This window comes from Planotetraspora sp. A-T 1434 (genome assembly GCF_025420585.1).
Classification (GTDB): Bacteria; Actinomycetota; Actinomycetes; order Streptosporangiales; family Streptosporangiaceae; genus JAOEGB01.
The window spans coordinates 1-14,507 of sequence record NZ_JAOEGB010000031.1; the positions used below are offsets into that span (position 1 = coordinate 1).

Sequence of the window (14,507 nt, forward strand, 5' to 3'; positions counted from 1 at the left end):
CTGCCAGCAGGGCTGTCGATCTTTCCCGGTCCTCAGCAGGGGGCGTTGCTCCATCCGGCTATCCCGGTATCGTCGCTGCACATGGTGGATCTCCAGGTGCTCCAGGATGACCCGCATCGCCAGGTGGTACGCATCGCCGACACGGTGCGGCGCCCCCTGTACCCGTGGTCCCCGACCATCCACGAGCTGTTGCTGCATCTAGAAAGCGTCGGATTCCCGTACGCGCCTCGGCTACTTGGTATTGACGCGGAAGGCCGCGAGGTCCTGACCTACATCGACGGCGAGTCTGGCGGTGCCGCTTGGGCCAAGGTCGTCGAGGACGCCGGCCTGGTCGCGATGGCACGTCTCCTGCGGGACTACCACGAGGCTGTACGCGGCTTCCGTCCGACCGCCGAGGCGGGGTGGGCCGCCTGCGCTGGCACCGTCAACGCTGGCGAGCTGGTATGTCACGGTGACTTCGGGCCGTGGAACCTGGTGTGGAGGGGCACCCAGCCGGTGGGCATCCTTGATTGGGACTATGCCCGGCCAGCCCGGCCCATCCATGACGTCGCCTACGCCTTGGAGTACGTGGCGCCGTTTCGCGACGATGGCGTCTGCATCGAGTCGTTGCGCTATCCCGTACCGCCGAACCGACGGCAGAGACTGGAACGATTCGCTGAGGCGTACGGGCTCACGGCGACCGCTGGTCTCGTCGACGAAGTCATCGCCCAGCAGCAGGACGTGTTGCAGCGTGCCCGGCAACTCGCGGCCGAGGGACGACAGCCACAGGCGGCGTGGCAGGAGGCTGGCGTCCTTGACGAGGTAGTGGAGCGGATCCGTTGGAGCCGCGCGCACCGGCACCTGTTCGAGTGACCTGTCCGGCTCCCGAGTCCCTGCGCTCGGCACGCTCACGCCATCCGCACATCGGCATGACCGCGCGACCAGCGGCAGATCCGGTCGGTTGATCTTGCGGAGTAGAGTCGAACCACCTGCGCGAGAACCGGCGTCAGTACCACGCCAAGACCGATTTGGATCATGCGCGTCGACCCAGGCCCGGGCGACGACTGGCCGCCTCAAGTGTCAGAGACGCTCGAGCAGCTCAGCCTTCTTCTCCGCGAACTCCTCGTCCGTGAGGATGCCAGCGTCGTGGAGCGACGCGAGCTTCGCGATCTGCTCGACAACATCCGGCTGAGCTGCGGCCTCGGCCGGTGCCCCATGCTTACCTCGCTGGATCATCGAAGAAGCGAGGTCCAAAATCTTCTCGGTCACGCCAGGCTGCGCCGGGAGGGGCTCCGAAGACTCGGCCTGCGCGGAGGTATCAGTTACGACCTGCTGGCTCTCGAGCAATACGGAGAAGATCATGAACAGCTTCTCCGGCAACTCAATGATGGACTGATTGCCGTCGGCCCAGTTCACGCGGACGGTGTGCCCGGATTTCATGGCAGTCCCGAGGCCGGCACCGACAGCCTTACCGATCATCCCAGGCAGAGCAGCCTGCGCGGCAGCCTGGCCCGTGACGCCGGCGACACCTTCCCTGGTCGAGAGTTCCTCCCACTCGAGCACGGTCTCGGCGTTGAGCTTGTGCCGCTTGAATGGGTTGCGTGGGTGCTGGATGGTGAGTCCGCCGTGGCCTGAGAGAACGCTGCCCCCCGCCAGGTGGCCGCCCACTACGCGTCCCTGGTTCGTCAGGGCCTGCAGAATCGCCATTCGCGAACCGTAGAGCAAGACTTCGGCCCCACGCAAATGTTGTGCGTATTGACCGCTGAGAAATCCGCGTCGGTCAGGCCGACGTATGGGTCGACACATTGCACCGGGTGGCGCCCTGCGACCCATTGCCGATCAGCATCAGTTATCCCGTCGTCAAGCCATACGAATGGGCGCCCGGCCGCCCACTGGGTAAGGAACACGGTCTTCCAGTGCAGACATGCGCCGGATCGCCATCGCCGTCCGGCCACTGGACTACGGGCAGACCCGGAAGCCCGAGCCGTGGCGAGATGACCTCGTTCGCCTCAGCCATCCATGTCGTTACCCAGACCAACTGACATCCCAGCGCCAACAGTCGGCGCCCGTCATCTGGGTCAAGCCAGGTGAGCAGAGGATTGCCAGTAGCACTCAGTGGCTCAACGCCGGCACCGCCCAAGGAAATCGCGGCTAACGGGCCGGACTTTGAAGGGAATCAGCGTCCCATCTACATCGAGGAAGATCAAGGGACGGTTTTAAATGCCGGGCATCACGCTCGAACCGTATCGGGCCCATTCAGGCTGAGCCAGACGCGACTCTTCGGCAAAGTCATAAGCGTCGGCTGTGTCCCAAGGCCATGTACGGGCGGGCAGCGCACCCGAAGCGGCGCCGGGAGTGACGAATGTCTGGCTCTCGTTCTCGCGACCGAAGCCACCGCCACGCGCTCCTGTCGCCAGACCGCGTCGCAATGTGCGAGAAGATGCCGTCCATGGCCGAGCAGACGTGGGACGGAACGACGCGGGTTGCGTCGCTGGATGCGCGGGCGGCAGAGGCGCGACAGCGGCTGGCCGACTGTGCCAAGCAGTACGACTGGCCGGGTGTGTTCGAGGTACTCGACGCGGAGCCTGGGCTGGTGAACTCGGCGCGGCCCGACGGCAAGTCGTGGTACGCGCCGTTGCACCAGGCGGCGCACGCAGGTGCGGCCGCGGAGGTCGTCGAGCGGCTCGTGGAGCTCGGTGCCTGGCGGGGGCTGCGCAACGCCGCTGGGAAGCGGCCCGTCGACGTTGCTCAGCGCGGCAATCACAAGCACCTCCTCGGCGTGCTCGAGCCGTCCCGGCGCATCGAGGTACCGGCCGAGAGCCTGCGCCGCATCCAGGTGTACTTCCACGCCGTCATCCGGGCGCAGGTACAGCATCTCATCGACCAGCATGCGCTTCGGCTGCCCGAACTCGAAGTCCTGCTGGAGTTCGACGAGCCGCAGATGTGGTTTCCGGTGCCGGACATGCACGGCCGGTACGAGTTCCGGCTCGAACCCGACGGACCGGACACCCGGCTGATCATCGACGCGTTCGCCGAGCGGCACGAGGTCACCGCCAAGGAAGTGCGAGTGCGAGCCCACCCCGTGCCGACGCTGGTCCGCGTGCCCGACGACCGGGCCGGGTTCGCGGCGCTCGTGACGTTCGCGCATACGTACAACGGCTACGACCTGCACGGCGGAACCGAAGGGCTGCCCCAGGTGGTGCTCCCGGTGCACGGGCATTGGGAGCAAACTGGCGAGTTGCCCGACGACATCGACGTGCTGCGGGCGTGCCTGTTTTTCCAGCAGCGTTCCCACTACTGGGACGGCGACTCGTGGGACTTCGAGACGGAGCCGTTCGTTGTCGCCCTGCTGACACGGATCCGCGCGCTGTCCGGCGGTACGGTGCCGCTGCGCTCCCCAAAGCCAGCCCCGCGGTAGCGGATCGCCGCTCCTCATCCTTGATCTTCCGCCTTATTGGCTTCTATCTCTTGCACAGAACGAAACTTGGCATAGGCGGCGCGGTTAGCTCGCCGGGCGCACGCTGAGCCAGGCCCGCGATGGGCATGGCGGCCATGTGAGAACTGAACACGTTGCGTCAGGTGTTGCGGCTTGGAGATGGTTGCTCGCGAGCGGTCGATATGGACCGCGTCGCGGCCGGGGGAGAGGTGGAGTCCCCGCGGACGGGCAGGTCGAGACGGGTGTCGGCTACGGCGGGGCGGGTGGAGAGCCATTCGAGCCATCGTTGTGATTCTTGTCGTTGCCGGGTGGCTTGCTTTGTGAGGGCGGGGGAGTCTCGGCGTAGTTCCAGAGCGTGAATCTCGGGCCACAGCGCTGGTCGCTGGGCGGGGTCGGCGGATAGGAAGATGGCTTCGCTGATCGCCCATGAGGTCCGGAGTTTGGGTCTGGTGAGTTCTTCGTACGCCGCCAGTAGGTCTTGCGTCCCTTCTCGTGGGAGACGGCCGTCTCGTAGGGCTCTGGTTAGGTCGCGCTGGTCCTGCTCGGCGATGGCGACGAGGGCTTCGCACGTGTTCAGCGTCGATCTGAGGGGTGGCACCATCTCGGCCGTGTTCCGGGCAGTCTGGGCAGGGCTCTTGATCGGTGGGGCGTCTCCCTGGGCGGGCGTCCACAGCGGGTTGGTATGCAAGAGTCGGCCGAGGAGGACGGTCACCTGCTCCAGGTGCTGCTGACGCTGTGACCTGTCAAGCGGTCCGCGTGGAAAGAGTCCCTGCCAGGCTCGGCGCACATCTTTCCATTCCGCGTGTGCCTCTTCCAGGCCGTTGGCGACACGTTGCAGCGCTTGCCCGAGATCGTGTCGGCGGTCGGGGTTCAGTTCGTAGGCGCGGCGGGTGAGCTGGGTGAGGAGTCTGGCGGTGATGTGTGTGATGATCGAGCCGGCCAGGGCCGTACGGTGCCATTCCCGCGGACCGGATTCGTGTTTGTGGTGGCACAGGGCGCGCAGGGCGTTGGTGCTGGTGGTGATGCCCGCGCGTAGCTCGTCAGGGGTCTGCGGCGCCGTTGGGATCGCCGCTGGCGGGGCGGGATCGTTGAGAGGGATCGCGCGGACGACCGCTGAACCGCCGAGACGCGAGGCCTCAACTACGTCAGGCGAGGTGAGCAGTTCGCGGGCTGCCCGGATTTCTGGCGCATGGGCGTGAGCCGTGCGGTCGAGGATGGCCGATAGCGCCAGGGCGTGGCTGCCGACCTCGTGCAGGAGTTGGCGGCGTACCTCGTTGTCAGTGATGACTCTGGTCCAGTCGGAGCGGGCGTGCGTCATCTGCGGGGAGAAGTGTGTGGCCAGTACGTCTCCGGCAGCTCCCCAGGCCAGGCCAGCGGTGGACAGATGCAGGGGGACCGGATGCAGGGCGCTCGCTGGGTTCGGCTCCCATCGGGCGAGTAGGTCGGCGGCCTTCTGGAGCGGGACGGCGACCGCTGCGGAGTGCGCGAAGTCGTCGGCGCAGCGGGCCAGCATGGTGGTCAGTGAGCGGCCGGCATGCAAGGTTTCTGCCGATGCCTGCAGGTGGATCTCCGTTTGAGCGTGTCGTTGGGCGATCTCCAAGTGGACGCGTGCGCCGTCGACGAAGTCACCGAAGGTCGCGGTCATGGTGCCACCAGGTCCCGGATGCGGGCGGCGTGGGCTGCCGCGTTAATTAGGGCGAGCTTCGGTTCGGGATCGGGGATTCCGGGGGCGGCACGCAGTAGCACCTCACATACCAAACCTCCGAGCCGGGCGACCTCGGCAAGGTCCGGCACGAACTCGGTAGTGACTGCAACGTGTACATCTCCCACAGGGGTGGCCGGGCCTGTGCTGCCCGTTTCATCGCCCGGGGTACGGAGGTCGGCCAGGCCTTCGATGGCCTCCTGCTGGAGGAGGGCGTAGCAGGGGTAGAGCTCAGGCGGCCCGTGCTCCTCGCCGGCTTCCATGGCGACAGCGATGGCGGCGAAGGCGTCCACCGCTGCTGTGACCTGGGCTTGTGTGTCGGCCTCGCGATGCTTGCTGAGGTTGTCGTAGGCATGGGTGATCACCATGCTTCTCCTCTCTCCTTGGATCAGGTGTGATCGGGTTCGTCGGGTACGGTCCACCAGCCGGGTGGGGCGGGTTCGAGGGTGGCCAGATGGGGTTCGAGGTGCTCGTCCTCGCTGCACTGGTAGAAGGGACCGCGAGGGCCGAGCAGGATCGGCAGTTGGTGGTCGAGGTGGTCGCGGTACCAGACGCCCATGCCGGTGCCGGGTTCCAGGCGTAGTGCCTCCCATGAGTGCCAGAGCGCGGTGAGGCGGGAGATGGCCTCGGCGTGTTTCCACCATTGGGCGCACCAGCGGAACTCGCCGCCGAGGGTTCGCCGGTACATCGGGACGAACCGCTCGGTGACCCATTCCTCGACGGTGGAGTAGACCGGCTCGGTCATCGTGCCGCCCTTTCTGCGATGAGGCGTTCGAGCCGGTCGCGGCATGCCTGAATTCGGTCGGCGTCGCGGCTTTGGTACCAGGGGAGCAGGGAGATCAGAGCCGGTCGCCCACCTGTGGCCAGCAGCAGCGCGGTTCCCGGCGGCAGGGCGCGGATGGCGGCCGGTTCGAGAATGTCTTGCCGGCGCAGCGAGATCTGCTCTGAGGCGCGTCCTTCGGCGTAAGTGACGGACCGGACGGGGACGTCGTGCTGGCCGACAAGGGTCGCCAGGTCGCGTGCCAACCGGGGGGAGTCGACTCCCGCGCCGATGACCTTGCGGGTGGCGGCACCCCACATCGCTGCCATGCCCGTCTCACCCCACACCGTCACGCCTTGCTCGTAGGACTGCAGGATCGTCACCGGGACGATGCCGCGAGAGCCGAGGTGGCTGTAGAGCTCGGGCAGGTCGGCGATCCGGCAGATGTTCGCCGCCTCATCCAAGGAGACGACCATCGGCGGGTCGAGCCGTCCGCCCATGCGCTCGGCACGGCGTTCCGCGGCTCGCATCGCGGTGTCGGTGAGCGCGGCGATCAGCGGCGCGGCAGCCGACCGCGACTTCGACAGCAGGTAGAGGGTGTCATTTCCACTGGCGAAGTCGTGAGGGTCGAAGACCGGCAACGGCGACGGGGTGACCCAGGAGATGATCGCCTCGTCTCGCAGTGCTTTGGCCGCTGTTCGGGCGGTCTGGTAGATGCCGTCGCGTGTCTCGACCGCGCCGTTTTGCGCGCCGCGCAGCGACGAGGCCAGCAGCGTGAATCCCGCGGCTTCCAAAAGTTCGACCGGTGTCGGTACGGCTGGGGTGTCGAGCCATTTGGCGACTTCGCGCAGGGTGCGGCCGGAGGATGCGGCGGCGAGGAACAGCGCGCAGAGCAGGTCTTGGGCGGCGGGCCCCCACAGGTCGCGCTTGTTGCCGTCATCGACGGTGAGGACGAAGTGCCCGGCCAGGCGGTGGGCGTCTTCCACTGTGCTGAGGCCGCGCAATGGGTCCCACCACCAGGCCTGCGGCTGGTAGGTGATGTGCTGCGGGTCGAACAGCCACACCGCGCCGTCGGCCGCTCGCAGTGCGGCAGTCGCCGCCCACAGGTCGGCCTTGTTCGAGGTGGCGATGACCGGCCCCGGGGCCGACAGCACGTACGGAATGCTCAGACAGGTGGTCTTGCCGGACCTCGGGGCCATGAAGGCGACGATGGTGTCCTCCCAGGAGGCGTACAGCGTGGGACCGTTCCGCATCAGGTCGCCGAGCGCCAGCCCGATATCGCACGGTGCCAGGGGCCCGGTCAAGGAACGGCGTAGCTCGCGGGCCTTCCTCTCCGCGGCGTCCGGCTTGAGCACGGTAAGCCCGGGGTTGTCCGCGAGTGCGGCTACCGGGTCCACCGGATCGGGACGCCGCCCAACGATGAACCACCATGCCCCCACGCCGATGGCGAGCGCCGTAGTAATAAGGAGCGCTGCTACCACGACAACGGCGGGTGTGGGAGTGCCGGGCCAAGCGGCAGCCGTACGGCCCTCGAACACCTCCAGCGCGAAGTCGGTGCCGAAATCGCTCACCCGTCCACCGAACAGGACGGCCGTTATCCGAGCGGAGATCCAGATCAGGCCGAAGAACGCGACGACGCCCCACCCAGCCAGGAGCAGTACCCATCCGCCGATCGCGCCCTGCGGGGTCAACCCGGCGCGTGGTCCCACGGCTCTGGTCACTGGGTGCTCCGCCGGATCGCCTGGTCGGTGTCGTAGAGCTCGTGCTCGGCACCGACGAGCGCGAGCTCGACGGGGATGCCGAGGCGGTCGCCGGCCTTGATGAGGTACTTCCCCCGCCCTGGATGGCGGGTGCCCGGCTGCCAGGAGTCCGGTGCGGACCAGGACGCGACCAGCTCCTGTTCGGGGCCGGTCAGGCGGGTAATCTCGCTGACGCGGGCGAGCTCTCGCGGCGGCAGCCCGGCGAGCACGGTGATGGCGCTGCGGTCGATGAAGCCGCGCGCCTTGGCTCGGTCCTCCTCGGTGGGAAGCGCTTCGAGGTCGCCGAGCGAATGGGTGATCATGATGGAGGCCATGCCCTTGGCGCGGTTGAGCCGAGTCAGGCTGTCGGCGTACTCGACCAGACCGGGAGCCCCGCGTAGCGCCCGCCACAGCTCGTCCATCACCGCGAGGTAGGAGCGTCCGGTGGTGCCGTCGACCATGGCGAAGCCGTACGCCCAGGTGCACAGCATCGCGGCCGTTAGCAGCTTGTCGCCGGCCGCGCCCACTTGGGAGATGTCGACCGAGACGGCGGGCGCGGTCAGGTCGATGGGTCGGGTGGTCGGACCGTCGAAGACACCGGCGAGCGAGCCGGTGCACAGCAAGTCAAGGGTGAAGACGAGGTCGCTGACCCGCTCGCGATAGCGTTCCGGGTCGTCGGTCCGTGCGGCTGATCGCAGCGCTTCGGGGCCTTCTTCCAGTACGGCGAGCACATCGGGCACGGTCGGTTCCGCGAGGCGTTCGTCCAGCAGGTCAATCGCCCGGCCGAGGATGACCTCTTCGGCGTTGCCGATCGGCGCCTCACGGATCAGCGTGCACAGCGCCATCAGCAGAGACAGCCTGCGTCCGCGCATCTCCCAGCGCATCCGCTCAGCCTCGGCACCCTGAAGGCTGCTTACGGCGGTGCCGAGTGGGCCGGCGTCGAGGGGGTTGATCCGGTCGAGGCCTCTGCCGACCCGGATGACGTGCCCGCCGACGTGCTCGACGAGCATTGTGTAGTCGGGTTTGGTGTCACCGAGGATGAGCGCGGTCGAGCCGAACGCGATGGCGCCGGTGATGAGCCGTTTGACCAGGGTGGACTTGCCGGTCCCCGGTTGGCCGAGGACGAACACGCCGGGGTTGGTGACCAGACCGGCGCGCAGCCAGGCCAGCGGGTCAAGGCAGACGACCTCGCCGAACAGTTGGTGGCGGCCGATCGGTGTGCCGACGGCGGGGGAACCGGACCCTGCCACGAAGGGGAACAGTCCGCAGACCTGCGCCGTGGTGGCCTGGAACTCCGCGCCGGCCTCGACGTGTACGGCACGCCCGCCGTACGGCTCGGGCCAGCCGCGCGCTGGGGTCTTCACCAAGACCCCCTCGTCAGCTCGGCCGGACACACGCCGCAGGGCAGCGTGGTGGCGAACCCGGCGGACTGGCTGCCCCACAGCCGTCGCAGCCGAATCCGGGAGGCTTCCGCGGCGGCCTCGGTAACCGCGACCGCACGAGCCAGGTCGTCTTCGTGCGTCACCGTGCTGGTGACGTACAACGTCACGAGCGTGACCCCGGCCCCGGTGGCCTCCTCGGCCGCGGCCTGCCGGGCACGAGCCTGGTCGTAGGCATCACGGGCCGTCTCGTCCCGTCCGGTGCGGCGGCGGTAGTGCTCCCGGAACGCGGCGGCGTTGACCTCGTCCTCAAGCACCCGCATTGCCTCGGTGGCAGGCAGCGGCCGGTACTGCAGGCTGACCCGCTTCGAGTACGGGCCGGGGGCGACCAGCCGGCTGAGCACGTCGGCAGGAACGTTCTGGCGCGGCGCCTCGTGCCAGGCCCAGCTCACGCTGATCCCGCTGTCGTGCCGGTAGTGATCGGGGTGTTCCTCCGCGCCGATCGGACCGGCGTCCGCCCAGGTCAGGTCGTCGGCTCGGACGGTGTCCGCGCGGGCTGAGGGGTCGAACGCGGCGCGGACGATTCCGGCCAGCTCGTTCGCGGTTGCTCGGCCGGTGACGGTGACACCGCAGGAGCCGAGCGCGGAGGCCAGTGCCTCCATGGTGCTGCTCAGCTCGCCGATCGCGGTGCTCATGTCACCTTGGCCGGCGGGGGAGCGGGCCGGGTCGAAGGTCACGCTGACGTAGGTGTCCACGCGGGCGGCCGTCCGCGGAGCCGTACTGACGAGTTGCCGCATGAGCAGGGCTGCCGCCTCGGGTGCATCGGGGGACAGGTCACGGCCGATGGTGTCGGCGAGGGTGGAGCCGGGTTCGGGGGCGGTGTCGACGGCGACGGTGACCCAGCGGACGGCCGGCATGTGCCCGAGCGAGGCCAGCCAGGCGCCCCAGTTGGCCACCCATGTGTCGGCGTCCGACCGCTCGGCGAGCCAGGTGGAGGCCGGCGAGACCTTCAGCGTCGCGGTGAACAACCCGGCGCGGCGGTCCCACACGATCCCGTACGGCCGGCCGAACGCGTCCTCAGCTGACAGAAGCCGGGTGGCGGCCAGCACGCCAGGAAGCTGAAAAGGCACGGGGGTGGGCGACGACCACTCCGGCCCGGTAGCGGGTGTGGCTGCGGGCCTTGCCGTACGACCAGCGGATTCGGCGAGTGACGAGGTGGGCGACGGGCACGCCGCTCACCCGGATCAGCACCAGCGCCCCGGCCAGGGCGGCGGGCGGGCCGGTGTAGAGCACCGCACGGGCGTCGATCGAGACCGCCAAGACCAGGGCGGTGAGCGCGCCCAGCGCGACGAACGTCCCGGTCGTGCCCAGGCCGAGCAGACCGAGACCGCGCCGCCTGCGCCAGCCCCCGTAGGTGCGCGCCTCCGTCATCGCTGGTGGTCCTCTCGCATCGAGTTCGCCGCGGTTCTTGCCCCCGAGGCCAGGCCGCCGGCCACGGTCGCCGCCGCTGCCCCTGCCGGTCCCGCCGCTGTGGCTCCCGCCTTGGTGCGTGCCGCTGCTGACCCCGCGCTCGCCGTCGTCGTCGAGGAGGCACCTGGAGGAGGAGCGGAGGAGCCGCCGCCCGCCGCTTGCTCGCCGCCCAGCTGAGACGACATGAAGCCCGCGTGGCTGCGCGCGTCCCCGGCCGAGGAGGACGAACCCGAGCTGCGCAACGCGCTGAAGGCCACTGCCCCGGCCACGCCTGCGCCGAGGATGCCGCCACCTCCGCCGGCGGCTGCGAGGGAGCCGGTCGTCCAGGTGAAGAACTTCATGAGCACCGGGAGGGCGATAAGCGACAGGAGGATCATCGCGAAGCCCATGAGGGCCGTCCGCGGATCTTTACCCTTGCCGATCATCGTGAAGGTCGTCGCGTAGACGGCTGCGGCGGCGGGCTTGTAGAAGATCAGCGCGAGCATCCAGCCGGTCAGCTTGCGAAACCACGGCTTGGTCAGCGTGGTCATCGAGCCGGCGGCGGCCAGGGGAAGCATGCCGGACAGGATGACCAGTGCCGCCTCGCGAAACAGCATGAGTGTGGCTTGGATCGCGCCGACCAGGATCGCGATGATGCCCAACACGATCACGACACCGGGGGCCGCCGCGCCCAGGCCGAGCACTACTGTCAGCCGTTTCCCGAAGTCGCCCTGAGCGGCGGCATTGAGGACCCAACTAGACCAGGCGTCACCAGCTTTGACGAGCATGGACGCGGTCAGGACCCCGATGGTAGAGGTCGCCGCGATCACGACCAGCCCGGATCCGACGTCGACCAGCGGGCTGCCCTTGCGGGTCAGCGCCATACGGCCGCCAGCACTGATCACACCGAGCACGGCGACGGCCACCGCGATCGGCAGCGTCCACTGGCGTAGGTGGTCCACGGCCGACTCATTGGCGAGATCCGTTGAGGGAATCTTCAGCCACCAGGACACCGTGTTGCCGACCACCCAGGCGACACCTTCCTGTATGGCCTTGGCGATCTCACCGAGCACGCCATTGGCGGCACCCGCTGCCACCTTCTCCATGACGTATTCAGTGATTGAGCACGTTGGGGATAGCAAGTTTTCGCACGACATGGCTGTTCACCCCTCGAAGCGGGTGTAGCCGTCGAGGGATTTAAGCGGGGTCGCCATCTTGCCCCAGTCGCCATCCACCGGAGCCACCACGCGCCAGTCACCGTCCTGCCAGACAACCTGGATGCGGGTGGTGGCGCGCACGGTGGTTCCGCGCGGGTCAGGCCCGGCGCTGACGATATCTACAGTGGCGGCGTCAGATGTGTAGGACTCCCACCGGTAGGCCTCCTCGTCTACGAATGCCTTGCCGAGCGGCCTACCTTGGGGGAGTCCGGCCTCCTGCCTGCGCTCCTCGTAGTTGGTTCGCGTCTGCTCCAGCAGTCGATCGGCATCCGGGCCGGTCACCTGCTCGGTGATGGTGGGCTCGAATACGGCCGGGCCCCACTGTGAGTTCGCCCGTACACCGATGTGGAGCGCGGCGAGCAGTGCGCCCTGTTGAGTGTGGGAGAAGCCTTGGGCTCGATCGCGGGCGAGCACGCGCGGGCCGTCGATGTCCGACAGCGGCAGCCGTACACCGTGGTAGTCCTGCCAGGTGATGTGCGGCTGGCGGGGTGACGGTGTGGGCGCGGGTGACGTGCCGCAGGCGGAGGCCGCGAGCAGTATCAGTACGAGGGCCGGCGTCTTCATCGCAGAAACATTCCGACGATGCCGGACGCGGTCGCGGCGAGGCTTAGTCCGCCGAGCACCCAGGGGATGCCGGAGGCGCCGTCAGCGGCGAAGGAGGAGCGGTTCTTGCGGCCGATCGCCATCTGCGCGCCGCAGATGAGCAGGCCCGCGACCCCTGCGACGATCACTGCCCACTTGCCCCAGCCGAGTATCGTCGTGATCGGCTTGTCCAGGCCTGGTGGTGCGATCGGCTTCGGGTTCGGCACCGGCCCCATCTGAAGCATGTCGACAGCCGCGCTGACCAGCATGGATTGCCCTCCCTTTGCTATGTCGTATCGATGGATTGTCGCAGTGCGTAGCGTACTCGTCACGCTAGGTGGGTACATTCCAGAGCGCAAGCAGTCTCAAACGGCTGCATCTGACTTCAGGTATTCACAAGACGTGCTGTCGCAGTCGCGTGGGGGAAACTAAACGGTGACCGCTGACCACAAGGAGTGACGATGACCGAGCCGCTTGGCCGTGACCCGGACGTGCTGACCACGAGGGAGCTGGCCGCCAAGCTCGGGCTGTCGGCCCAGACCGTCCGCCGCATGGCCAACGCCGGTCAGATCCCGGCGCTGCGGACCGGCAAGGACTACCGGTACTCCTGGAACGCGGTCCTCGACGTGCTGCGACAGCCCCATCCGATAACGGGGAGCAGTGACCATGACGAGAGCAGGCCGCCGGGCGCCGGACTGCTGGCGACCCAGCAGGCCAAAGAGCGCGCACGGGAGCTGTGACCTCGGCCGGGTTCGGTGAGCGCGCGGCTGCTCGCGGCGGCCGTATGCCTTGTCATCGCGGTGCCGCTCGGGCTCGTCCTCGCGGTCTCGGTGTTGAGCGGTTCGGCTGGTTGCGCCCAGGGCCAGTCGGGTGACATCCCGCCGGACTACCTGCGGCTGTATCAGCAGGCGGGACAGGCGTACGGCATCCCCTGGCAGGTGCTCGCCGGCATCGGCAAGGCCGAGAGCGACCACGGCCGCGGTGCTGCCGTTGGCATTCATAACGGTGCGAACCACGCGGGTGCGATGGGGCCGATGCAGTTCCTCGGCTCGACCTGGACGACGTACGGCGTAGACGGTAACGGCGATGGGCGGGCGAACGTCTACGACCCGGCCGACGCGATCCCGTCGGCGGCGAAGTATCTGGAGGCGAGCGGCGCACCGGGCGATTTGTACCGGGCGATCTGGCGCTACAACCACGCCGACTGGTACGTGCGCCGCGTCCTCGACTTCGCCCGCGGATACTCGGGCTCTGCGGTCGTGGGGGAGGAATTGTGCGCGTTGCCCGCTGCGCCGAGCGCCGTTGCTGGGCGAGTGGTCGCATACGCCCGGATGCAACTCGGCAAGCCGTATGTCTGGGGAGCGGAGGGGCCGGGCTCCTTCGACTGCTCCGGGCTGACCATGCGCGCCTATCAGTACGCCGGGATCCTGCTGCCCCGCGTCGCCGCCGACCAATGGCGCCAGGGACCGGCTGTTGTTCGCGGCCAGGAGCAACCAGGCGACCTGGTCTTTATGCGTTCAGGAGCCGGTGGCCCCGGACATGTAGGGATCGTCGTCGCTCCCGGCGAGATGATCCACGCACCGCGCACCGGAGACGTCGTGCGCTACGCGTCCTATTCCGCTCGTTCTGACGTGGCCGGGTTCACCCGGCCAGCACTCTCGTGGGAGAAGAGATGAAGGTCCTCACCTTGGCTGAGCTGCAGCAGCTCCCGGCCACCGTCGGCTTGCTCACCGCCGCCCAGGCTCTCGGCCTCGGCCGAACCAAGGCGTACGAGTTGGCGAAGAAGGGCGAGTTCCCCTGCCGCATCATCCGCGTCGGCGTCGCCTACCTCGTCCCAACAGCCGAACTGCTCAAGTTGCTCGGCGTGGATCTGCCAATCGCGACCGACCGCTGACGCCGAGGACTTTGTAGCCGCACCCACAAGGATGTTCGCCAGGAACAGGTGACAGGAATTGAACCCGGACCAGTAAGAGGGTTCTCACCCGCGGGTTTGCTCTTTCGGCAGTTCGTGACCATGGGGCTGTGCCGGGTTCAGCGGCGTTTGCCTCAGTCTTGTCCGAGTGGTGTGCCGCGTGCGCGCACCGTTGGTCTCGCCCATGGGGGGTTCAAGTCGGTAGAGACACGTTTGATACGTACATGCCTTCGCCGCGTCCACCCGGCTCGTTCTCCCTGGTCAGATTCTCTGCTCTCAGCCCTGCCCCTGCCACCGGTGCAGATGCTGAGCATGCGGAGCAGCAAGGCGATTGGGAAGAAGACGCCGAGTT

16 protein-coding genes are annotated in these 14,507 nt (G+C 68.0%); 5 read left to right on the forward strand and 11 right to left on the reverse strand.

Annotated features, from left to right (window positions below; genetic code table 11):
* Positions 1-852, forward strand: an 852-nt coding sequence (locus N5079_RS30310; RefSeq protein WP_261587586.1) for an aminoglycoside phosphotransferase family protein, incomplete at its 5' end; no start/stop codon positions are given.
* 207 nt (positions 853-1,059) lie between these two features.
* On the opposite strand, the gene N5079_RS30315 is transcribed toward N5079_RS30310, so the two are convergent.
* On the reverse strand, positions 1,060-1,686 hold the full coding sequence (locus tag N5079_RS30315; RefSeq protein WP_261587587.1) for an SHOCT domain-containing protein: 627 nt from the start codon (positions 1,684-1,686) through the stop codon (positions 1,060-1,062).
* 742 nt (positions 1,687-2,428) lie between these two features.
* On the opposite strand from N5079_RS30315, the gene N5079_RS30320 reads away from it, so the two are divergent.
* Positions 2,429-3,397, forward strand: coding sequence for a hypothetical protein (locus N5079_RS30320; RefSeq protein ID WP_261587588.1), 969 nt, complete (start codon positions 2,429-2,431; stop codon positions 3,395-3,397).
* Between the two features lie 157 nt (positions 3,398-3,554).
* On the opposite strand, the gene N5079_RS30325 is transcribed toward N5079_RS30320, so the two are convergent.
* Genes N5079_RS30325 through N5079_RS30370 form a run of 10 tightly spaced genes read right to left on the reverse strand, consistent with a single transcriptional unit; the run spans position 3,555 to position 12,512 of the window.
* The gene (locus N5079_RS30325) at positions 3,555-5,060 is read right to left on the reverse strand and encodes a hypothetical protein (protein ID WP_261587589.1); all 1,506 of its coding nucleotides are present in this window, start codon (positions 5,058-5,060) and stop codon (positions 3,555-3,557) included.
* A complete protein-coding gene (locus N5079_RS30330; protein ID WP_261587590.1) occupies positions 5,057-5,485 on the reverse strand; it encodes a hypothetical protein in 429 nt (142 codons plus the stop codon). The genes N5079_RS30325 and N5079_RS30330 overlap by 4 nt, the downstream gene beginning before the upstream one ends.
* A 20-nt stretch (positions 5,486-5,505) precedes the next feature.
* A complete protein-coding gene (locus N5079_RS30335) occupies positions 5,506-5,862 on the reverse strand; it encodes a DUF4913 domain-containing protein (RefSeq protein WP_261587591.1) in 357 nt (118 codons plus the stop codon).
* Positions 5,859-7,598 (reverse strand): type IV secretory system conjugative DNA transfer family protein, encoded by a 1,740-nt coding sequence (locus N5079_RS30340; protein WP_261587592.1) that lies wholly within the window; start codon positions 7,596-7,598, stop codon positions 5,859-5,861. Before N5079_RS30340 ends, N5079_RS30335 begins: the two co-directional genes overlap by 4 nt.
* Positions 7,595-8,980, reverse strand: coding sequence for a hypothetical protein (locus N5079_RS30345; RefSeq protein WP_261587593.1), 1,386 nt, complete (start codon positions 8,978-8,980; stop codon positions 7,595-7,597). The genes N5079_RS30340 and N5079_RS30345 overlap by 4 nt, the downstream gene beginning before the upstream one ends.
* Positions 8,977-10,104: an SCO6880 family protein gene (locus N5079_RS30350; protein ID WP_261587594.1), complete on the reverse strand. Its 1,128-nt coding sequence runs from the start codon at positions 10,102-10,104 to the stop codon at positions 8,977-8,979. The genes N5079_RS30345 and N5079_RS30350 overlap by 4 nt, the downstream gene beginning before the upstream one ends.
* Complete coding sequence (locus tag N5079_RS30355) at positions 10,073-10,426, reverse strand: hypothetical protein (protein WP_261587595.1); 354 nt, start codon at positions 10,424-10,426, stop codon at positions 10,073-10,075. The genes N5079_RS30350 and N5079_RS30355 overlap by 32 nt, the downstream gene beginning before the upstream one ends.
* Positions 10,423-11,550, reverse strand: a complete 1,128-nt coding sequence (locus N5079_RS30360; RefSeq protein WP_261587596.1) for a hypothetical protein — start codon at positions 11,548-11,550, stop codon at positions 10,423-10,425. Before N5079_RS30360 ends, N5079_RS30355 begins: the two co-directional genes overlap by 4 nt.
* 57 nt (positions 11,551-11,607) lie before the next feature.
* Positions 11,608-12,225, reverse strand: a complete 618-nt coding sequence (locus N5079_RS30365; RefSeq protein ID WP_261587597.1) for a hypothetical protein — start codon at positions 12,223-12,225, stop codon at positions 11,608-11,610.
* Positions 12,222-12,512, reverse strand: a complete 291-nt coding sequence (locus tag N5079_RS30370; RefSeq protein WP_261587598.1) for a hypothetical protein — start codon at positions 12,510-12,512, stop codon at positions 12,222-12,224. The genes N5079_RS30365 and N5079_RS30370 overlap by 4 nt, the downstream gene beginning before the upstream one ends.
* 192 nt (positions 12,513-12,704) lie before the next feature.
* Between N5079_RS30370 and N5079_RS30375 the strand changes: the two genes are divergently transcribed.
* From N5079_RS30375 to N5079_RS30385, 3 genes are read left to right on the forward strand one after another with little or no spacing between them, the layout of a single operon-like run.
* Positions 12,705-12,983, forward strand: a complete 279-nt coding sequence (locus N5079_RS30375) for a helix-turn-helix domain-containing protein (protein WP_261587599.1) — start codon at positions 12,705-12,707, stop codon at positions 12,981-12,983.
* A gap of 15 nt (positions 12,984-12,998) precedes the next feature.
* The gene (locus N5079_RS30380; RefSeq protein ID WP_261587600.1) at positions 12,999-13,919 is read left to right on the forward strand and encodes a C40 family peptidase; all 921 of its coding nucleotides are present in this window, start codon (positions 12,999-13,001) and stop codon (positions 13,917-13,919) included.
* Positions 13,920-13,930: 11 nt separating this feature from the next.
* Complete coding sequence (locus N5079_RS30385) at positions 13,931-14,137, forward strand: helix-turn-helix domain-containing protein (protein ID WP_261587601.1); 207 nt, start codon at positions 13,931-13,933, stop codon at positions 14,135-14,137.
* Positions 14,138-14,507: the final 370 nt, after the last annotated feature.